The organism is Alteromonas nitratireducens (assembly GCF_040812025.1).
Lineage (GTDB): Bacteria > Pseudomonadota > Gammaproteobacteria > Enterobacterales > Alteromonadaceae > Alteromonas > Alteromonas nitratireducens.
The window spans coordinates 153,219-174,826 of the sequence record NZ_JBFNPK010000001.1; the positions used below are offsets into that span (position 1 = coordinate 153,219).

General features: G+C 43.4%; 18 protein-coding genes and 1 other RNA gene. 12 read left to right on the forward strand and 7 right to left on the reverse strand.

From position 1 onward, the window contains the following. The first annotated feature begins 146 nt into the window (after positions 1–146). From AB1N33_RS00705 to AB1N33_RS00740, 8 genes are all read left to right on the forward strand, one after another. A complete protein-coding gene (locus tag AB1N33_RS00705; protein ID WP_411269604.1) occupies positions 147–1,151 on the forward strand; it encodes a hypothetical protein in 1,005 nt (334 codons plus the stop codon). 255 nt (positions 1,152–1,406) lie between these two features. Then, a complete protein-coding gene (locus AB1N33_RS00710) occupies positions 1,407–2,699 on the forward strand; it encodes a GIY-YIG nuclease family protein (protein WP_411269605.1) in 1,293 nt (430 codons plus the stop codon). 301 nt (positions 2,700–3,000) lie between these two features. Then, complete coding sequence (locus AB1N33_RS00715; RefSeq protein WP_411269606.1) at positions 3,001–3,765, forward strand: SHOCT domain-containing protein; 765 nt, start codon at positions 3,001–3,003, stop codon at positions 3,763–3,765. A 382-nt stretch (positions 3,766–4,147) separates the two neighbouring features. Then, positions 4,148–5,110 (forward strand): OmpA family protein, encoded by a 963-nt coding sequence (locus tag AB1N33_RS00720; protein WP_411269970.1) that lies wholly within the window; start codon positions 4,148–4,150, stop codon positions 5,108–5,110. Between the two features lie 11 nt (positions 5,111–5,121). Beyond that, entirely contained in the window at positions 5,122–6,441 is a 1,320-nt protein-coding gene (locus AB1N33_RS00725; protein WP_411269607.1) for a hypothetical protein, read from the forward strand. Positions 6,442–6,456: 15 nt separating this feature from the next. Next, the gene (locus AB1N33_RS00730; RefSeq protein ID WP_411269608.1) at positions 6,457–7,635 is read left to right on the forward strand and encodes a hypothetical protein; all 1,179 of its coding nucleotides are present in this window, start codon (positions 6,457–6,459) and stop codon (positions 7,633–7,635) included. 150 nt (positions 7,636–7,785) lie between these two features. Further along, positions 7,786–8,256 carry a hypothetical protein gene (locus AB1N33_RS00735; RefSeq protein WP_411269609.1) on the forward strand — a complete coding sequence of 157 codons (471 nt, stop codon included), beginning with the start codon at positions 7,786–7,788 and terminating at the stop codon, positions 8,254–8,256. A gap of 696 nt (positions 8,257–8,952) precedes the next feature. Further along, entirely contained in the window at positions 8,953–9,789 is an 837-nt protein-coding gene (locus AB1N33_RS00740; RefSeq protein WP_411269610.1) for a hypothetical protein, read from the forward strand. A gap of 1,265 nt (positions 9,790–11,054) precedes the next feature. On the opposite strand, the gene AB1N33_RS00745 is transcribed toward AB1N33_RS00740, so the two are convergent. Then, the gene (locus tag AB1N33_RS00745) at positions 11,055–11,693 is read right to left on the reverse strand and encodes a GIY-YIG nuclease family protein (RefSeq protein ID WP_411269611.1); all 639 of its coding nucleotides are present in this window, start codon (positions 11,691–11,693) and stop codon (positions 11,055–11,057) included. Positions 11,694–12,248: 555 nt separating this feature from the next. Between AB1N33_RS00745 and AB1N33_RS00750 the strand changes: the two genes are divergently transcribed. Both AB1N33_RS00750 and AB1N33_RS00755 read left to right on the forward strand, forming a co-directional pair. Then, positions 12,249–12,986, forward strand: coding sequence for an excalibur calcium-binding domain-containing protein (locus AB1N33_RS00750; protein WP_411269612.1), 738 nt, complete (start codon positions 12,249–12,251; stop codon positions 12,984–12,986). Between the two features lie 304 nt (positions 12,987–13,290). Then, positions 13,291–14,025, forward strand: coding sequence for a hypothetical protein (locus AB1N33_RS00755; RefSeq protein WP_411269613.1), 735 nt, complete (start codon positions 13,291–13,293; stop codon positions 14,023–14,025). 474 nt (positions 14,026–14,499) lie between these two features. Here the strand turns inward: AB1N33_RS00755 and AB1N33_RS00760 are convergent, their stop codons facing one another. The 4 genes from AB1N33_RS00760 to smpB form a co-directional block, all read right to left on the reverse strand. Further along, a complete protein-coding gene (locus tag AB1N33_RS00760) occupies positions 14,500–15,228 on the reverse strand; it encodes an HNH endonuclease (protein WP_411269614.1) in 729 nt (242 codons plus the stop codon). A gap of 48 nt (positions 15,229–15,276) precedes the next feature. Beyond that, complete coding sequence (locus tag AB1N33_RS00765) at positions 15,277–16,677, reverse strand: site-specific integrase (RefSeq protein ID WP_411269615.1); 1,401 nt, start codon at positions 16,675–16,677, stop codon at positions 15,277–15,279. Positions 16,678–16,968: 291 nt separating this feature from the next. Next, positions 16,969–17,325: a transfer-messenger RNA gene (gene ssrA, locus AB1N33_RS00770) on the reverse strand. Between the two features lie 67 nt (positions 17,326–17,392). Further along, positions 17,393–17,872 (reverse strand): SsrA-binding protein SmpB, encoded by a 480-nt coding sequence (smpB, locus tag AB1N33_RS00775; RefSeq protein WP_411269616.1) that lies wholly within the window; start codon positions 17,870–17,872, stop codon positions 17,393–17,395. A gap of 176 nt (positions 17,873–18,048) precedes the next feature. Here smpB and AB1N33_RS00780 point away from each other — a divergent pair, with 176 nt between their 5' ends. Further along, positions 18,049–18,480, forward strand: coding sequence for a type II toxin-antitoxin system RatA family toxin (locus tag AB1N33_RS00780; RefSeq protein ID WP_411269617.1), 432 nt, complete (start codon positions 18,049–18,051; stop codon positions 18,478–18,480). Further along, on the forward strand, positions 18,477–18,827 hold the full coding sequence (locus tag AB1N33_RS00785; RefSeq protein WP_411269618.1) for an RnfH family protein: 351 nt from the start codon (positions 18,477–18,479) through the stop codon (positions 18,825–18,827). Before AB1N33_RS00780 ends, AB1N33_RS00785 begins: the two co-directional genes overlap by 4 nt. A 5-nt stretch (positions 18,828–18,832) precedes the next feature. On the opposite strand, the gene AB1N33_RS00790 is transcribed toward AB1N33_RS00785, so the two are convergent. Together AB1N33_RS00790 and AB1N33_RS00795 are read right to left on the reverse strand one after the other, a co-directional pair. Next, the gene (locus tag AB1N33_RS00790; protein ID WP_411269619.1) at positions 18,833–19,312 is read right to left on the reverse strand and encodes a MarR family winged helix-turn-helix transcriptional regulator; all 480 of its coding nucleotides are present in this window, start codon (positions 19,310–19,312) and stop codon (positions 18,833–18,835) included. A gap of 34 nt (positions 19,313–19,346) precedes the next feature. Further along, positions 19,347–21,317 (reverse strand): BCCT family transporter, encoded by a 1,971-nt coding sequence (locus tag AB1N33_RS00795; protein ID WP_411269620.1) that lies wholly within the window; start codon positions 21,315–21,317, stop codon positions 19,347–19,349. Positions 21,318–21,608 lie beyond the last annotated feature (291 nt).

The window sequence follows — 21,608 nt, forward strand, 5'->3', positions numbered from 1 at the left end:
ATTACTTTTGGTTTCCCTTTAAAACGTTATATAGGAACAAAAGTGATAATCAATTACTGTTTTTTACACACTTTTCGCTCTGATTTTCAGGGTTTCTCTGTGCTTAAAGTTGCTAATACTAACTATAAGAACGGAGGCGCTGAAAAATGACGAAAACAACAGTTCTAAGAGTACGTCCAAATATCGAAACCCTAGCAATAGCGATGGCTAGGACGGAGATGTTGTTGAATGGAACATACCTACGACCAGTAGAGGGTAAACTATACCCTTCTGAAGGGATAAAACGCTTACCTTTTACTCCTTCAAGGAAAAGTCTCAACGAGAGGCAAGAAAAGATAAATTTTGCTGTTTTGCCTGTGGCTAATCCCAAGAAGAAAGGGGCGAACGAATTACAAAAAATTCAGGTCGAGAAGCTTATTGGAAACAATTCGTTCGATTACTGCTGTTTGCCGAGGTTAACCTATGCGTTTGAAGAGATGTACGAATCTTCGCGGGTATGCGCTAATACACTGTATTTCGTGACCCTTCATTTGAATACCATAGCCTCAGCGAAGGCAGCCAGCTGTAAAGCCGGTTTCAGTGAACTCAAACAGCAGATAAAAAGAGGGCTTCAAAAAGCCTTTGGAAGCTCTGTGAGAGGTTTTATGGTGTTTGAGCGCTCCAAGCATAGGGAATATGTAAAATCGATTCCTGGTCGTATTCTGCACGTTCATATTGTCCTTGAAGCGGAACAATTAGACCCTAGTCGGATTAGGTCCGGTATAACACAATATCTTGATTTAGTTCTGTCAGGTGAAGACACGGCAATTAATATCAAAGTAGACCAAGGAAAAGCCTTTAAACACGGTAGAGGCTCTACCGTGTTAAATTTTGACATGGGACTGTCAGATTACCTCTGCAAGGGTCTGGATGACAGAATTGTACCCGGTGCTCAGAACTACTTTACCTTCAATATGTCTGATGTGATTCGACAAAGGCATGAGTGGCGTTTTAAACAGCAAGCGGCGTTGAGAAGGGAGTTCTGTAAGTTACAAATATTAATAGCCGCAAATGCCTTTGAAGGTGATTTGGATGAACGATTGATGGAAGTTATCAACAGCGTACCAAAACCAACTGCATTGCCGGGAGTGATTAAACGTAACGCAGCTTAATTCGCAGAGACAGTGCTGCCTCACCAAAAAAGGTGAGGCACATTTCATGTACTTCCTCAGTTAATCAAAAGTCTTAGGTATAAATACCCTGAGCGTTGGGTATCGTCTGCTAAAAAATCCTTCTAGCAAGTTCAACTCTTATAGTTACCATTTTAAAAGTATGTCAATGTTTACATATTATTGATTTTAAAGGTTTTTTGATCTTTTTTTTGGTTTTTCGGTTATTCATATTTATCTGTTGAAAAGGAAACGAACATGAATAATCGTCAACTACGAAAAGTCTATAACAGCGTTAGTGAGCCCGCAGTAGACTTTCCTATGTTCATGCAGAGAGTGGCTCGTTTGTGCGTCCGTGGTGAGCTGACCGAAAAAAACACACAACATGCGGCCACACTCGATTTGATGCAGTACAAGCGAATATTTTCTGTCCGACGAACTATAGCCACACTCAATGGTCGGGATACAGTCATAAACGACTTATACTCATCAATTGAACGACCTCGAGTTCCATATTCCGTATTTCGAGCCAGATTACTAACCATCTCGCAGAGACAACGGAAGTGGAGTATTTCACCAATATCTGATGTGCATCTATGGGCGGCTGAATGGATGCAAAGTGATTGGGCAAAGCTTATCGGGCCCAGGGAAAGTTACTTTGACTACAACGGTAAAGAGTTTAGTCTCCTGAGAGGAAAGCGTTTTCTCTCGCTTTGGCACTTGTTAAAAACTATTGGTAAAGAAGACTTGAGGGCATTGGTGCGAAGCAGGTTGAAGTATCGATGGGATATAGACAAAGCAATCAGTGACCCAAAATGCCATTCCGAGAAAAACGGAATAGTCTATTCAGTTTACTCAGAGAACTCCGGTAAAGAGTACATCGGTATTACCATTGTGACTTCAAAAGAACGATGGACGCAGCATGTGCATGCCGCTGCCAAAAGTGAGTCGAGAGCACTAGCCAGAGAGATTACGAGATATGGTGAGGAAGCGTTTAACTTTCAAATTATTTGCTGTTCACTGTCGGGTGAGGATTTGGGATGGCTGGAAAGAAGACTCATTAAACAGCGCAATACGAGATGGCCAAATGGTTTAAATATGACACCTGGCGGCGAACATAGCCGTGGGGCTGGCAAGGCAATCAAAATCGCCGGCATCAAATTCAAATCAGTCACTGATGCAGGTCAATGGGTCTGCGAACAAACCAAAGGTAGGGTGGCGTCATATGTTGCAGAGTCTAGAATTCGAAAGTTGTTAACTTCTTTTCCTCAAATAAGTAAGCGGCATTTGAACAGTCTCTTCAAACCATCAAGAAAGCACAGTAAGCACCCTAAAGCTGGGACATATATTTGGCGAAAGTGGTTACAGTTTTACAGGAGAAAACAGTTGTGTGAAAAATGGAGAGACTTTGATGAATTCGAGAGAGACGTTATGAATAATTTAACTACAGACGATATCAAACGTCGGAAGCTTGCTTTGTGCAGAGTTGACCATTCGCAACCATTCTCCCCTCAAAACTTTATATGGATGTTCAGTAGAAAGGTCAAATGACCATCACTTCACTTCTATGGCAAGACTTTGAAGCTTTATACAACGCTTATGATGAAGGTTTTTTAAAGCGTCTAATTCAACAACGTGTTGTCATTGAATTTATGTTTCGGCAAAATCAAAGTTTGCTGAATGTCACACATTACATCATGTCGATTCTTGTCAGTATCGACATGATTCGACGAGGAATGATTGAATCTACTGAAACGCTTCGTTCGAAATGTTAGGGCAGTCTGCACTTTGCTAGATATAGCGCTATAACAACCCTTCTCTGCATTACGACTTACTTAAAAAGGAATTTTTTATGTACGAAATAGAAGTTTGTGGTACTCAATTGGAATGTTTTACGTTCTCAGGATTAGTAACTTCTGCTGAAAGTAACACATTTCAAGACGTATACTCTTCAACGTCCTTTAATCAATACGGCGGCTCTACTTCAACAACTACAGAGTCGTATATCAGGAATACCCTGTTTGTAATAGATAAATATGGTGAAGAGCGTTCGTTTCAGCCCGAAAACTTCAGGGTGAGAGAAGGGTCAAAAGTAGCGGTTGTCTATTTAGGAGAAAAGGGGTCGAACAGAGGCTGGCCCGCCCTAATAAAAAACTTAGACACTGGCGATTATGTGTACTTCAACCTCACTAGAGTGCTCCAACGTCTGAAAGTGTCAGGAACCTCAACTTATCTGTGGCCCTGCTTTCTTACAATATTTTTCAGTGGATTGATTGGTTTTATCGGGGGAGTTAGAGAGGCATTTTGGGCAGCAGTATTTTCCGCACCTATCGGGCATTTTTTGGGAAATAAAAGCTTGGAAAAAGGAATGGAAAATCTAAAATCACATTTGCTAGATTTTGTTAATCAAGAGCAAGATGACATCAAACGTGAGTTAGTTGAAGCTATAGAGAACGCTTCAAGATCAACGCCCGACGTCAAACAAGAAGAAACGCAATCGCTTGATAATAACGATGTTGTTGGAAAGCTGGCATCTCTTAAAGAAATGCTAAAAGAAGGAGATATTAGTCAAGAAGAGTTTGTGGCGTTTAAGGAAAAGCTACTTGCTGAGAATTAGGCTACATACAAACCCATGTTCAACAAACTATGTCATACAAGGAAGCGAACTATCTAATTCACCTTAAGGGGAATGCATAGTTCAGACCTAGAGCGCAGCGTAATATAAATACTCTGCGCGAGCAGGTTTTATTGACCACTACATTCGAGTTTAGATCCTAACAGTAAAGTTGCGTTTTTAAAGATCGACTCGAACCGCTTTGCGATGCACAAGAAGTATTGATTTTGCTACTGATTTAGCCTTTAATTTTGAATCCTTTACACATCTGGCTCTCTACAATAGCATGGAGGGCCAAAAGGACTCAGACAGCGCTACTGTGTTTCATTAGGGACGTTGAACCGTGAAAATACGCACTTCTTATTATTCACTACTCAAAGTGTCGATGCTCTTCCTGGCAATTTGTATAGTTGTGGGTTGCAAATCAACGCCAAGAGCCGAATCATCTGACAGCACTCCAGAATACCCTGTTAATCAAACAGTGACGGAGTCCATTCCAGTTAGAGCCATTGAACGTCAAGTATCCTTTGAGCAAGTTAATATTTCAGAACCTGAAATTATCGAGATTACTAGTGAGTTCTCTACAATTTCGCTATCTAAGTTCAAGTTAGAGTCACATACTCTTTATAAGACTGAACTTACCAATGACATTCTTTTTCAAACAGACTCAGCGTCGTCTTACAATCTGACCGCGTCAGACATTGCAGCGGTTTCTCGCATATTCAACACTGGGAAGGTGGGGCGGTACCTGTATGTTGTTGGACATACTGACAGTAGGGGGGACGAGTCGTATAACCTCCGTTTATCTCTGAGGAGAGCAATGAGCGTTGCGACCAAATTAGTCAATGAAGGTGTCGATGTAGAAAGAATTAAGTTAGTACCAGCTGGCGAACATCAGCCTAAGGCAAAGAATGCACCGGCTACGTATTCCCTAAACCGCCGTGTGGACATATTGTCTGCAGATTCAAAAGCACTGATTTCTGCATTCATCAGAGAGCAAGATTGCACCCTCGTTGATGATGCTTGCAAGCAGTCTGAATTGAGTATCTTAAACATAGAAAACGACCCCGATATTGGCGTCGTTATTGAACCAGGCCGATACGATAGCGTGATTGTCGCTGCGCCTAATGCCAACAACCTTCGAAAGTTAAGCAAAGACCTGAATACAATCGGGATTGATGCCGTCGATAGGCGCGACAACGCCACAAATGAACGTTCTCGACTAGATGAGGGGCAAACTCAAGTTAGAGATACGTTTTCAATGGGAGTCATAATAAGAGATCCCCTAATCTTTAAAAAGTTAATCAGAGACGTTTTGAAGTTTGATGACAAATACATTGTCAAATAAGGAGTGATATTGTGGATTTTGCCACGGAATTTGAAAAGCTAATCAATGATTCTCCTGTAGATGAAGCTGGTCGGCATCACAACGAGGAGCATCTCAAGCGTCTTGTTGCAGAGGAACTAGAAGAAGCAAAGGCATCGAATGTTATCAATACTGATCGATATTACAGGACCAGCCGAATTACTTCAGCGGCAATGACTTCAGTGAATGATCGCATCGGTCGCTGGGTCTCAGCCCGCAATGACCTGATCGTTAAGGTACAGGGCAAGCTTGGTAAAAATATGGCATCAGGAGCCGATACTAGGCAGCAGGAAATCCTGAAGGAAAAAGAGGAAAAGAAGTCTCAGGCTCGTGAGACTTACATGCATGATACTCATTATGCAGACAAAGAATCCTCCTATTTATCCGCTAAAGACCGATTTGAAACCATGCGCGATGAGCATGGAGGCAAGCCACCTGTCAAAAAGCGTACATGGCTTTATGTCTTCTCAATACTGGGTATTGGTTTTATCGAGTGGTTTATCAACTTTTCAACATTTAACACAAAATACCCTGAAGGGATCGCATTCGGAATGACTGTTCTTGTTGCGCTCGCTATTGCTTTTGCATCTCACTTTCATGGTGCACTGATAAAACAGCGCATAGCCTTATTTGCAACGTACAGAACGATATCCCAAAAGCGTCAAATTGTGCTATGGCAGCTCATTATGACTCTTCTTCTTTTTATTGCACTGGCAGTCGTAACGTATGCACGCTACGACGTGCTATCTGAGTCGATGTTTGCGAGTGGAGCATCGTCACTTCCGTCCCTACCAGGTCAGGAGGTTGAGGAAGCTTCTATTTGGTCCGAGTTATGGCCTTTCGTATTAATGAATTTCGTTGTTTATCTTATTGGTATAGCGATCAGTTACATTACTCACGACAGTGAACCTGATTACCAAGAAGCAGAGAAAGACTACCAGAAGGCTAAAGCCCTATTCTTCAAAGCCAAAGATGGTCTGCTTGCTGAAGAGCGCAGAATTGATGCTGAATACGAAAATAAGCTCAGTGCGATTAAAAATACACAAAAAGCCTCAACTGCAGAACAGCAGAACATAGCCATTCTTTTGGAACGTTTGGCTAAACGAGAAGAGAGCCTAATTAAACAGGTGGTCTCTTACGTAAACGATTCACTTGAAAAGCACCAGATGATGTTGGTCGCAGCTCTTCGTGCTAATCAGCTAGAGGATACGCGTTTTGGCCCAGATCTTTTAACGCTATCACAGTATCAAAAGACAATCGTTAAAATTGATGAGCAATATGTACGCGAAAAGCTCACTTTCACGGAAGTTTAAGGAGTAATTTTAGTTATGTGGAAATCTATCTTATCAGGTGTAGTTTTGGCGTCGGCTCTATTTACGTCGAGTGATGTGAATTCACAAATTATTAAAACCAACGATCTCAACCGGTATTGTGATCAGGATGGTATTAATAGACAGACTGTCATTTACCTTGACCAAGGTGTTATCGCTAAAAGAGATGCACTTTGGTACAAAGATATTGTGAATAAGCTTCGTTTTCTCCCGAGTGAGCGAGTCAAAGTAGTCACAATTAAAGACGGAGGCTCTGAAGTTGAGCTTGCATGGGAGGGTTGCTATCCAGGTTGGACACCTGAAAATGCAAAAAAAATTAAGGAAAGTGAAGGTGCGATGACACTGTTTACCGGGTCAGCGTTAGATGCGGTAAAAGATGATTTGAAATTTTTTACCAACAATTTCCAGCGTGCATTGGCTCACCCTCTTGCTGGCAGTAAGTACGAAGACAAGCCACGTTTCACTATGTCTAACTTCCCAGCAAAGAAATTGGTAGAAGCGCTTTATTATGACTCCAAACGATTAGACTTAGACAACGGCGTGAGTCGGGTAATTGTTTTCTCTGATATGATAGAGAAGTCAGGGCTAGTTGATCACAAAAATATGAGGCCAGTTGAAACCGCCGAAGCGGTTGCAAAGCGTTTCCCAATGTTCCTAAATCATGCTGATTTTTACATATACGGTATTAACTATACCCACAGCGAATCTGACCTTAATACCGATATGGAGCGTTTCTGGCGAGATTATCTTCTTCACTCAGGAGCCAATATCGCGCACTACGGCAATCAATTGGTAGTTCCTCGGGGGGATGAAAACTTTGCCGTAACTAGCTATACAGGTTACATCGTAGACGGTAACGGGAATAAGATAATTACTAAAATGCGTTTAGGTTATTTTCCAAACGGCGAATTGACTCATAGCGTCCTAACAGTGGGTGATGAGTTTTTACCTATCAAGGGGTCGATTATAAAGTCTGGGCAAAATATTCAGTTAACCGGAACGGTCACAGCATCGACATTCGACGGGTTCAGCGAAGGAGATGTCGTAAAGTTGGCCGGATCTCTAAAAGACATGCAAGGTCAAATAGGTGCGCCTGATGACCGCACAGTCGATAAAAAAGGACAGCAATACATCTTTGATCTCTCGTTATCTCGAGATGCGAATTTATCGTTATAATTTTTCGTGGCGCTGTTATAAGCGGCGCCATCATTTTACATACACAAGTCTTGATGATAAGTAAATAGGACATGTCTGACTAAATCGCATTTGCGAAAGGGCAGATTTAGCATTCGGTTTATCGGACGCGAATATTAGGAACACAGAGCTATGTTAAAAACACTGCTTCTCACGCTTTTACTAATTATCATGCCGTCAGTTGTTAATGCCACCAACTTCTATCTTGATGAATATACATTCAGTTGGGTTGTAGCGAGAGAAGGAGACGTTAAATTATCCGTTGAGATAGCCAATGACAGCGAATACCTGCACATGATCTCAACGGGCATAAATGTAGGCTCATTACGTCTTACAGCCGAGGAAGCAATAGCTTTGGGCAATATACTCACTAAAACTCGAACGCTGGCTGACAAACAACGTAAAGCGGGTGGTGAACAACGTGAAACGATAGAGAACGTCACTTTTAGAACATCTGAAAAATACGGTTTCAGTGTGTCGGTAGGAAGCGGCATGTTATCTCGTGTGTCGCTCACGAAAAGTCAGGCGATTATGTTCTCTGAAAAGCTAATTCAAGCAGAGAAAATGATTGCTTTTGCCAAATCTCAATTGCCTTTTAATTAAAAAGTCATACATGAAGTCACAGGGATAGCTACTCTTGAAGTTTTCATGTTTTGGTCAGATTTTAAATTTTGGGGGAAAAGTCACTGGGACTGAAACATTCCTCATAAAATCAATTGGAATTCTCTGCTGCTATATGCCCAAACAATAGGCAATTGCGCTGGGTAATGCCTTTGGTGGCGAAAAGATAAAAAATCTTCTCGTACAGTCTGGAGAGATAAAATTCAACCCTGTTTTTTCCAAAATATAAGATGTGCCCGATAAACGATGGTGAAATCAGGCGACTTGGTATGTAGTATGAGATTACACCTGGTAACGGGGAAATCAGAAAAATACTCGGTGGCTTGTAATCATTGAGCAAGAGGACGAAAGGGTAACAATGTATTTTTCTTCCTAACTCAATTAGATCAGGTATCCCTGGATAGGTGTGGGCGTTAGGTCAGAGAGTTTGAGATCCGAAAACGAGGATATCCTGCCTATATAATATTTTTCTCTAGATTTTGATTGCTCTGACTCTCTTGATAAGTAGTGCAATACCTAAAGGGTTGACTTCCAATTTTATTTCAGTACGAAAGCTAGACTTTTTTCCTATATTAAGCATGCCAACTTATTGGAATAATTCAGGTTTTCGTATAAAGTGCACATTATATTATCAACGGGTCTCACTTAAGGATTCCAAGTTTTAATAAGGAAGAATCGATGTTCTCTAAAAGATATTTATGTTTGATTGCGGTTGGTTGCGTACTCACGTTGACAGGATGCACTAAGAGCGCCGACCAGATAATTGCGAAATATCAGGTTGGTCATGAAGTAAGTCAGAACGTTCGATTTGACGGGTATCACTTTGCAGTGAACCCAGATGAAACCAGAAAGCGCCAACGCCTATATATTGAAAAATACGGAGCTCCAGTTGACCGGCTTTTGACAAAGGATCTTGAAATTAAGCCCTTTCCGAAGATTGTTCAAGAGCAGAGTCTTGAAGCGTATAATGCTGCATTAATAGGTTACGAGAGTTTTTCAGAGATTTTCACTCCTATCCTTGAAAAGCAGAAAGATGCCTTTTTATCCTCGTACGTCATTGATGAAGGAAATGACGACGAATTTTATGTCGCTCGGGAGATTACTAAACTTGCCAAAAGAGAAATTCAGCTCAATGATCCGCTTCGCGATGCTTATTCGAGTTACCTAAAGCTTGCTAATGCCTATAACGAGAAACTGATTAAAAATAGTTTGATTGCTGCAGGCTACATCTTTACGCACTTCGACTCTGATGATGCAAAAGTGTTTCTAAATTCAGAGAAGTATGATGATGAGGGCAAGTTAACCAGTGTTGCCGATGAAGGAATGATTTTCTTTGTGTTTAAAGACGCCGAGGGAAATCAAGAAATTTACTTCAAAAAATTGACCATCGACCACAGTGGAAAGACTGTTGAGCAGCTCTTCGCTGAAGCTGAACTGTTCGAAACTGACATTCAGGTCAATGATATTGAGGGAATTTTTGAGCTTCTCGAAAATAATCCATCCATCTTGATCTAACGGCGCCTCAATTGCTATGTTTCTTGGTAAGCCTTTATTTTTTCGCGGATTTAACTTGGGTTCGTTACTTACTTAAAGTTCGTGAAAAATAGAAGAAATTAGGGAGTAAGAATGTTCCCTAGAGGAAATTTTAGTAAGCGTTAGGATATGTTAATTTTTATTTTATAAATCAAATTTTATGCATGTCTTTATTTTTCGGTGTGAATTTATAAAGATAATCATTTTTTAGGGGATTATGGTGCTTTCATTAGAAGCTACGCAAGTGATGGTTGTGGTCATTAATGTTCTTATCGTAGTAGTGCCGCTTTGGCATTACCTAGTAGGGTGGAAGAGAAAATACCCACTTACTTTGCACGAATATCTAGAGAAATTCCCGAATGCCAAGACTAGTTCTGGGATTTCTTGCGCCTTTTGCGGCTCAAAGTCGCTAAAAAACTTAGGGGTGAAACGTGCAACTGACTCTAGACGGCGGGTCAGTTGTAATAGTTGTGCTAGTCCGTTATATCATGCGAAGCAATAACGTAATCTTGAGACACCAAATTACGGAAAAAGTGTTTTTTTCGCTAAAAGATCCGGCTCCGTTACAAGGATGGTGCCGGAGCCCCTGTCCATGCAGCACAAACGTTTCGTCCTTGCTCTTTGGCACTATACAATGCCCTGTCTGCCTCTTTCAGAGCCTGTTTGCCGCCTACGTTTTTTCCGGACATCGTAAATTGACCGATTCTCGCTGAACCAGCATGCTTTCTTGTTCCTTAACCCTAAAGCGCTTTTCCGCAATTCGTTCAGACAAGTTATCTGTGTTACATCCTTCATCTAGCGTGGTAATCAAATGGAACTCGTCGCCGCTAAACTTGAACACTGCATCACTATTGCGAGCTCTGTAGTGGCATTGCCAACAAGTGTGATAACTCGATCACAGACGTCATAGTCATGTGTGTCGTTTATATGTTTAAAGTGATTGATAACAAAGCCCTATAAGGTGTATGTGTCAGCAGTAGATATGGCTTTAAAAAAATTCCATATTGTAAACAGACTCTTATAGTAAGAGGCGACGCACATTAAGTGCATGAATCCATGAACAATAAGGGGCAATTTTCTTGCCCGAAAAAAGTTTGGCAGTGCTTTCATCCGCTTACCTGAATTACCAAGAATTGCCAATTTCTACCAGTTATCACCACCAAATGGCGACATATTCAAACCTTAGAGTTAACAATATTGAATTGTGGGGAGAAATATGAGATTTGCTAAACGTCGACATGTTACGCTCAGGGTAATTCATAGGTTTCGTTGTATATGTCTGATAACAAGCGACCTTCAAACAACCAATTCTTCCCCGGGTTCACGTTGTAATCAGCACCTAATATCTTACCGGTAATATTGCTGAGAAAACCTTCCTCACCCAGATATTTCACTTTGCGGTTTGAAGTCACTTCAACATTAATCGATGGCTCAGGAACCATCTGAAGTAATGATCCTATGGGGATGCCCATTTCCAAAAAGTCGAGATTAGGTCGTCGTGCTTTTAACTTGTTTGAGCCTCTTTTTGAGGCTTGATCTACCCTGTCAGCCTCTTCTTTAATCATCGGTGTCACATCCTCCACTACGATATGACGAAGCAGGGCAATCGCCTGTTCAGGCTCGATTTCAAAAAACTCCCGTTTGGGGTTTACTCGATATGGACCGAATGCAAGATGAAAATCGCGTTCAATGATATGTTCATCTTTTACCCGACCGGCATACGCACACTCGAAAGGGACTGGCACCCCCGTGGTGTAGAGTTCATTTAAGCGAATTTCAACGTCCTGTCTGGAGGTTTTTCCAATCTTAACCAAGCCAGGCATCGCAGGATTCGTCAGTACATACACAATTCCTAAACTGGCGTTGTTGTCAGATAACTCAGGCATACGGTCCTCTTATGCTCACTTGGACACAACTGCTCATAAGTTACAGTGCCTATTGTGAAGACTCAACAAGGGATATTTCCGACACCCAATTCATATCTTTGACCATTTTCGATAAACATACGGCCTGGTTATGCACCTACGAGTCTAACTTATATAGTGCGTTAAACGAGCTGTATGGCTCCGTATGAAGACTTTCTTTAATAATGCTGAACTGATAAGTCTGAGCCAAAATAAAGCGCCTGAGTGGCTTGTGGTGGTTTCAGCAGTAAATACCGCCCTTAGTCCAGTAGGAAAGGGGATGTTTAGAGGACATGATTGCGAAAAAAGGAATTTTTATGAACACTGTCTCGTCATTGAACAAACTTAATAGCGTATTGCCAGTCGACATGTTTCTTACTTACTGTGGCTTAGAAATAATTGAATTTCATATCTCAACTCAAATCTGCGGTCTGGAGACAGTCGACTGTGAGTTCATAAACTCTGATGATATTGTCATTGATAATATTGGGATATCTTGGGATTCATGTTCGAGTTGAACGCACAAGCTGAGACTGTATGAGACACTTTAAAGTAACAGTTATAATGGCGCTCTCGCTGACGAGTTTAACCTTGTTCGCGCAAGAGTATTGGCGTGGATTGGTTGTTAAACCCGAGGATAGATGCTCAGAATATAACAAGAAGGAGCAGTACCCTTATTCACAAAGCATCGAAGATGAAATCGTCGCTCAGATGGGGGGGCTTGTTTATGGCCCTTATACTGGAACTTACTTTGAATCCGATACTGAAACAGATATTGAACATATCGTTGCTGCATCGGAGGGACATGACAGCGGTCTGTGTGCGGCAAGTCCAGATATACGGCGACAATTCGCAACAGATTTGCTCAATCTTACCCTGGCTGCTCCTAAGGTTAATAGATGTGGATCTACAGGGAAGTGTGGGCTGGATGCGGCAGAGTGGTTACCAGAGAAAAACAAATGCTGGTTTGCGGATAGAGTCGTCCAAATCAAGACAAAGTACGGTTTGAGTGTAGATCGTGCTGAGGCCGATGCGTTAGAAGGTGTCTTAGTGCAATGCGATAGTACCGATATGGAGTTTTACAGTACTGTTCAGGAAGGCCGAGAGACAGTTACTGCGTCAGAAATTGCGCTAGAACTATACGATGACAATAGAAATGGTCGCATATCGTGCGCAGAAGCACGTAAACACGGCATCGCGCCGGTATTACAAGGACACCCTGCGTATATGTTTATGAATGATGCGGATGGTGACGGCGTTGTTTGTGAGTTATAGCTAGACTTCGGTATACATAAGGTACAGAGGTGCAACTCAACAAGTGTAGTGACTCATATCTCATCTAGTGTTCCAGGTGTAATTTAAGACAACATCTGACAGTCAACTTTAGAGAACTACCGGTCGTTAAATCATGAGCCGAACCTGTGTCGATGGATGATAAAAAATACGGTATGCCGGACACTAGTAAGACAAAATATCTGCAAGAACTTTGAGCGAATAACAGAAGTTTGATCTAACGTGCCTGTCAGACCAATCGGAGTTTTGTAAAACATTGAAGTATCTGCTATTTTCGAATACACAAATGGATATTGGAATAACATGGATTGCTATGTCACTCAAAAACCTCATTATTGTTTTTATACTTATAACTAATTCGCCGTTCGCTATGGCAGGCCTCATAGAGGCAGATATTTACGGTGATGGAACCAACAAAGGTTTCACTATCACTGGTTCAAATTTACAATGGATGGATTTTGGTATAACGAATAATCAAAGCTTTGACTACATATCTAGTCAGCTAGAACAAGGGGGTATTTATGAGGGCTGGAGTATACCCACTATTAATCAAGTGATTAATTTGTATCAATCAATCTCAAACCCTTTCTTATCAGATACGCGAGTGACTATACGAGTATTTGAAAATGATAGTTACAATGGTAATCGTTGGTATACCGGCTCTACTGGAAATATATTCGACAACATATTTGAGATTGTTGGCTACAATACAGATGAGTTAGTACCGGGAACGTCCACTAATGATTGGAATCTAACTAAATCAATTGGGATTATTGGTGGGACAGATGGACTTTCATATTTTTCTTTTACTAATCATAATGGGATCAGGTCTAACGCCATATTTTGTGATTGCATCGAAATAGACGATAGAGTAGATAGAACAGCCAGTGTGGCACTCTTAACTAATTCAGCCACATCAACAATGTTAGTTCGCTCAATACCAGTTCCAGAACCCTCATCAGTATCCATATTTTTAATTAGCATGATTACTTTGATAAGACGATATAAATTTCATCCTTAGAAAAGAATTTTTACTACTGCTAATGGTACTTCTGATGCAGCATAGGTCGAATTAATGCTATGCACTATATCCATTGGCAGCGTGTTCCAATAACGTGAAAACTGCTAAAGAAGTTCTGGATAGTGACGTTTGACCAATTGATGTAGTAACGTTTGTTCTCGACGATGGTGGTTATAGGTATGAGAGTGAGATGATAACAATGGTGTCTTCACCATGAGTAGTCATCTCAGTTGGCAGTTGATCTATTTTAAACTATTACTAATCAATAGGGTAGAAAACGCATCCCGCTAGGGGACCGGTTTATGTACACAAATGACTGTCAGATTCGGTCCAGCTCTATCACTGAAGTGTCAGGTTAAGTAGTGACTAATCCACAGTAGGCACGCTTCAAAGGTAAAATCAGTTAGCGTACTTTAATAGACGTCATGCGAATTACTCTCTGACGCACTTCAGACAGAATCCATTTAGCTCTATCTAAGACGCTCTGTGCGGCCTTCTCAGGCGAGGTATATTGGTATAAAGCGATTCCCTTCGCTCGAGCTTGTCGACAGCATGGTGAAGCGCTCTGTGGCAATTAGGACACAGAGCCACTGCGTTATCGACTGTGTCTGACCCATTATCTGCAAGACGAATAACATGATGTACTTCCAGATATGGTAAGCCGTCTTCTTTTAAAAACGGTGAGGAGCAACCACAGGATTCGCACGTATCTCCAGCTTCATTGAGTACCCATGCGACAACAGATGGGTCTCTTTTATATGACGTGGCGGTTGTCTCGATTTTAGCCGGATTCTTGTTACCAATAGGAGGCATCGACGGCTGTTTTTTGCGCAATGCTTCGACCTGCGAATTAAATGAGGCAACGTCAGTCGGGGCGCAATTTTCGACTTCTGCCAGCAAGAGTTCTATTTCCCTTGTTACATTCGCTCCGACGTTTTTTGCAGGTCGTAAACCTTTGATCCACTCCCGACCTTGTTGAGCTAAGACGTGGGAGATGTTTTGCATCCTGAACTCAAAGGATTTCTCCGTCCTATCAAAACGCTCTGCAAGGCGCTCATAGATTTCCTTTTTAATGAATGGCACACCAGCAGTCTGCTTGTCCCTCATCTCGACATACGCTTCTATGGAGGCTTTGAGCTCTTCCGATGTCCACAGCCTTCCGGTAGAAGATGATATTCGATTCCTTATATTTTCTCTTCTCATCAGCTATTCACCTGCAATCCAATCGGTTAGTCATGTTTCAAACTTGAGTTACTTTTTTCTTAATAAGAAGTTTTCGTATTTGATATCGCTTAAGTCAATACCAAAATTGATAGCATCCATGTAGCTCTTCACATATTTCATGTTGTAACTGTCATGGTTGTAAGTTCTACTCCTGACGCTGCCATCAGCATGTCCTGTAACGTATTTGGACTCTTGAGCTCGCATGGGGGTATCATTCAATAGAGTTTTGTCCAAAGCGGAGATGAACGTATGGCGAAAGGAGTGAAAAACGAGTGCCTCTCCGTCATTATTTACCTTGTCGACGCTCGCGTGCTTACAAAAGTGTTCATTAAACCATTTTGATAGTGCATCACCCGCACCTTTCGACTTGCTCAATGGTAAATCGTTAAAGAGCAGCCCAGTTTTACGTTCACCAATGAATTGGAGTAGCCCTGCATCTAATAAGGTCTGAGGAACTGGTACATATCTGATTGAAGTTTGATTCTTCTTCGATTTTGTAAAGTCACTTTTTTGTAAGCTTTGGGAAGACCATTTTTCATTTAGATGGAAGCAAAGGGCACCTTGATGCTCTTTGACGTCCTGTACTTCAAGTGCCGCTATTTCCGCTACACGCATCCCCGTTGTTAATGCAATTAGTGGCCCCCAAAAGTGAAATGACTTTGGCCGCTCACCGCGACGTAACCTGTCGGAGTAAATGTAAGAATTAAAAATTTGATTAAGCTGTTTGCCGGTATACATACCCCGACTGGCAGCAGTGCCGTTGCTGACAGGCTTTTTCAGATACGAAGAGTAGTCCTCTCGCGTATAGAAGTGCTCTTTGAGCCACGTTAAGAATGGTCTTATTGAAGAATAGTGCTTCTCTATTCCGTTAGGTTGTAATCGCTCACCAGAGGCCGCCACAGCGACATTGCTCCACCACTCGCATACTTCAGAGGGAGAGGTGGCTAGAGCCTTCTCACGAAGCCTGTGGACGTTTTTAGGGACATTTAATAGCACGTTTTTGTAGTGCTTCAACGTTGAACCGGTGATTCGCTGACTGCTTACATCATTACCGATAATTTCGCCAAAGCGCCGTAGGTTAGAGATCGCCTGCACCGCCGTTCTCTGTTTCCAGCCAGGCCGCTTTGCTTGGATGTATTCCTCGATTAATACACTGACGACCTCATTTTCACTACCATTGTGTGCATTAGTATTACCGGTACCGATGGCGCATGCTAATTGCGTTAACCCTTTTTGAGCCCTCAAGAGCTCTCTCTGGGCATTAGCAGCATCATTTGCTAAAACTTCATTTACGTGAGTTAACTCTTCGTATTTGTTCGACAACAGTCGTTTGGTCGTCTCTATAATCCAATCTGGCTTGTCAGGGGTGTTCGTTACTTCAATTACTTTATCAACTAGTCGGCGAATATCGCGTTTGATGTTGTCCATGCACACGTCCTCGGTCTTCAAACGGGCGAGGGCAACTGCGCGGCTTATCACCATGTTATACCGAGTAATCGCCAGCCCTTTATCGCTTGTTCTTAGCGAAAAAACACACTGCTTATACTTAGAGCTATTGTTTTGGCGAAACTCTAGCCTTATGCAATAAATACCGAGACGGTTTTTACGGAGATAGGGTATTTTGACCATAATCGTGACACTTTTTCGTGACACTACACCATGGTCAGCTGGTGGATTTGCAGTGTAACCTATTGAATTTTAGAGGTTACACTGCGAATTTGGTGGAGCTGGCGGGATTTGAACCCGCGTCCAGAAAATGTCGACCTTTGGTACTACATGCTTAGTTTGTCTTTTATTTAACTACTTTGGACCCCGACAAACAGGGTTCCTGGTAGCTGTCCTGATACTGTTTCGCGGTTCAACCTCAGGAGAGTTTCCCTCGCTAGTTTGCTTATATGACCTTCCGAATCCACGCTAGCAAACAAAGCTGTGGTGGAAGGGCCTATGCCGGGTATTAAGCGGCTAGTGCGTAGTTTTCGTCGTTTGCGACTATTTAAATGCGGCTTTTTAAGAGGCCAACCGCTCCTCTGCATGCACCTCCGGCGTCCTAGATCCTGTCGAATCCTAATCAGCCCCGAAGATTGTTGTATCTTATCATAAGATGGGGGGAAACCTATAAAGTTCAAGTCTGAACGAAGAAAGTTTATACACTGTGCTTCATGACGCGCTCTTTCTGGCGTTGCCAGTCGCGGTCTTTCACCGTATCGCGCTTGTCCACGCTATGCTTACCTTTCGCCAGATAAATTTCCACTTTCACCCAGCATTTTTTCCAGTACATTGCCGTGGCCACAATGGAGTAACCCTGGCGGTCACGCGCGCCCATCAGTCGGTCCAGTTCGCGCTTGTTCAGCAGCAGCTTTCGTGCGCGCTCAGGCTCGCAAATGACATGCGTAGATGCCTGATTGAGTGGCGTAATACGACTGCCAACCAGATACGCTTCACCATTCTGGATAATCACGTAAGCGTCGGTAATATTCACTTTGCCGTCGCGAATACTTTTAATTTCCCAGCCCTGCAGGGAAATGCCGGCCTCATACTTATCCTCAAGAAAGTAGTCGTGACGCGCTTTTTTATTCAGCGCGATGGTGCCGGTGGTCGCTTTGTTGGATTTATTCTTTTTCATGGCCGCTATTATACTGATTCAACAGGTAATGTCTTTACTCACCCGCAAATAATCATGCAGGGTTCGGCCATCAGATATTGGGCTGTGTGACGGCCTTTTCAATCATATCGCTGAGGTTAGAGGGTGAGATTTTCTGTGCTACAATCGCGCTCATTACAGAGTGAGGTGTGAAGTAAATGCCGAGTATTCAACGCAGTGCGCTGGTTGCTAAAAGCGCCCAGGCCATGTTTGATTTGGTTAATGATGTTGAGTCCTATCCGGACTTTTTACCAGGTTGTGCGGATGCCAAAGTGCTTGAGCACGACAGCAATACCATGAAGGCGTCGCTGCTGGTAGCCAAAGCCGGTATCAAACAATGGTTTACTACACACAACCAGTTAATCAATGGCGAACGCATCGACATGCAGCTGGTTGACGGCCCGTTTAAGCGCTTAAGCGGTGGCTGGACATTTTCGTCGCTCTCCGAATCGGCCTGTAAAATCGAACTGAATCTCGAATTTGAATTCAGTAACAAGCTGGCAGAAATGGCATTTGGAAAAGTGTTTAATACGCTGACCAATAATATGGTTGCCGCTTTTACTGAACGGGCCAGGAGGCTGGAAGCGTGAGCCAGAACCTTATTCGTGTCGAGGTGGCGTATGCGCTGCCAACGCAACAATCCATTATTGAGGTGGCGATTGCCGAGGGCGCAACGGTTGACGATGCGATTCAGGCTTCAAACATCACAGATATCTATCCGGATATTGATTTGAACACCGCGAAAACCGGGATTTGGTCGCGTGCGGTTAAACGCACAGAAACGCTGAAAGACGGTGATCGCGTTGAAATTTACCGCCCACTGATTGCCGATCCAAAAGAAGTACGTAAACGTCGTGCCGAAAAGGCGAAAGAAGAGGGGCGGGCGGATAAAGTGACCGGTGGCCGACCCAACCCGCTGAAAACGAAATCGGATTAACCGGGTTAGCCAGATTTATCAGAGATGCTTCCCAGTTCAAGGAACGGGGAGGCATCAATATCCTCAGCATCCATCATACTGGCAATGCGCTGCATGGTAGCCACCATCTGACTCTGTTCCCATTCTTTTAACTTACTGAAGCGCTCCACGAAGTGTTCCTGCAGCGGACGCGGGGAATCAACCAGTGCGGCGGTGCCCCGTTCGGTCAGGAAAACGCCGACTTTACGCTTGTCAGTGGTACTGCGAATGCGCTTGGCGAGGTCCCGGGCTTCAAGCCGGTCCAGTATATTGGTAATGGTGGCTGGGCTCAGGTTAATGTTGTCGGCAATTTCGCGCACCATGATGCCAGGTTTTTCCTGAATATTTTGCATTACCAGCAACTGCGGGCCAGTCAGACCAAAGTGCTTGCTCAATTGTTTACTGCGTAAGTCTACAGCGCGTATTACACGCCGCAGGGCAACCAGGAGTTCTTCTTCTTTTCGCATGGTATTTCCGAAACTCAATGCGTTTTATTCTCTGTTAGCTTAGCAGGTGAATAAAATGCTGATGTTTATGATAGTGGTCGATGACATCATTGATCACCGATATCTTTGACCAGCCCATAATATCGTAGTTCTGACCGCCTTCGGCCAGATGCACTTCTGCGCGATAGTACGACCGTTGGTCGCTTTCGTCCACATTCGTTGCATCATTATTGGCAAACTGTGGCTGTTCGGTGCGGGTCAGATGCACAGCGTAAATGAAATCCGGATCATTCCCCATGGTGATTTTAAGCGCAACCGCATCTGCACGGTTCTCCAGCGTTACGCCAAAACCCTGACTCTCAAATTCGTTGCCTACTTCCGTCAGCGCTGGCACGGTCACCTTCTGCATAAAGCGCGTCACCGCGTTTTCGTCCGGAAAGCTGATGATGTTTTCCAGTCGCTCACGCCAGTTCTTGTCAATGTCTGAATGTGGCGGTGTTCCCGCCATAACCTGCAGGCTCTCGCGCTTATAGGCTTCTACCCTCAGCGCTTTTAGCAGCCCGGCCAGGGCAATTAACAGTACGATGGCAAAAGGCAGCGCAGACACAATGGTCATGGTTTGCAGGGCCCCGAGACCGCCGGCATATAGCAGGATAGCACTGACCACGCCTACGCCAACCGCCCAGTAAATACGCTGCCACAATGGCGTGTTATTTTCGCCGTACGAGCACAACATATCGACAACCATGGCGCCTGAGTCGCAGGACGTGACAAAAAACACCACCACCATGAGTACAGCAATAACGCTGAGCACACTGGCAAACGGAAACTGCTCCAGAAACACAAACAGGGCAACCGAGGTGTTCTCTTCCACCATCGTGGCTAACATTTGTTTATCTTCGCTGAACACCAGATCAATGGCGGCGTTGCCAAAGATGGTCATCCACAGCAGGGTAAAGGCCGTGGGAATTAACAGTACGCCAATCACAAATTCGCGAATGGTTCGCCCATAAGAAATACGTGCAATGAACAGTCCTACAAAAGGCGCCCAGGCCAGCCACCAGCCCCAGTAAAAAATGGTCCAGCCGCCCAGCCAGTTGGTTTTCTGATAGGCAAACAGGTTAAAGGTATTACGCACAATGTCAGACAAATAGGCGCCGGTGTTCTGCAGATAGGCCTGTAATAAGAACACGGTCGGGCCGAGCACCAGCACGAACAACAACAGCAGCACCGCCAGCACCATATTGGTTTCAGACAGCCTGCGGATCCCTTTCTCCAGACCGGTTGTTACCGACACCACCGCCAGCGCGACAACACCCACCATCAGCCAGATTTGTACGGTGGTGCTGTTAGGAATATCAAACAGGTAATTCAGACCTGCATTGATTTGTGAGGCACCAAAACCCAGCGAGGTGGATACGCCAAAAATGGTTGAGGTTACCGCGAAAATATCCACCACATGGCCTGGCCAGCCGTAAATTTTATTGCCAATCATCGGGTACAACGCAGAGCGGAGCGTCAGTGGCAGGCGATGCCGATAGGCGAAATACCCGAGTACCAGTGCGACTACCGCGTAGATAGCCCAGGCATGCACGCCCCAGTGGAAAAACGTGGTTTTCATTGCTTCTCTGACGGCTTCAATTGATTCGGCCTGTGCGGTCGGGGGAGAGAGAAAATGCATCAGCGGTTCAGCGACCCCGAAAAACATGAGTCCAATTCCCATGCCCGCAGCAAACAACATGGACAGCCAGGTTGTGAAACCAAACTCAGGCACGGCGTGATCCGGGCCCAGTTTAATTTCACCATAACGTGACACCCCAAGAAAAATCACGAACAACAGCACAACAGCAACCACAAAGACATAAAACCAGCTGCCGTTGGTCACAATCACCGACTGCAGGGTCTGAAACAGGCTGTCAGCACGCTCAGGTGCACTGACTGCAAACAGCAACAGCATAATAATGACAATCGACGATGTGCCGAACACCGCTTTATTCAGATGGGTTTTGTTTGTCGTTTCTCTCACGCTTAATGTATCCCTGATACCTGAAAAGGGTAGATTGATATCGTGTTTTTACGGCGAAATATAACGCATGGTGCATTATTTATAAACTTTTACAGTAATAGTTTGACATTAGTCATACTTTCTATGCTATTCCCTCTCTTTCTTGTAAAAAAATGATGTAAACATTGATCTTAAACAATTTGAAAAACAATTAGAGTTCAATGGTTAGTGACATTTTTAAGCAGTGCATTATGATCTTTTGATGTAAAAGCTAGTAATTATTATGCGAACAATCAAAATAGTTGGACATCA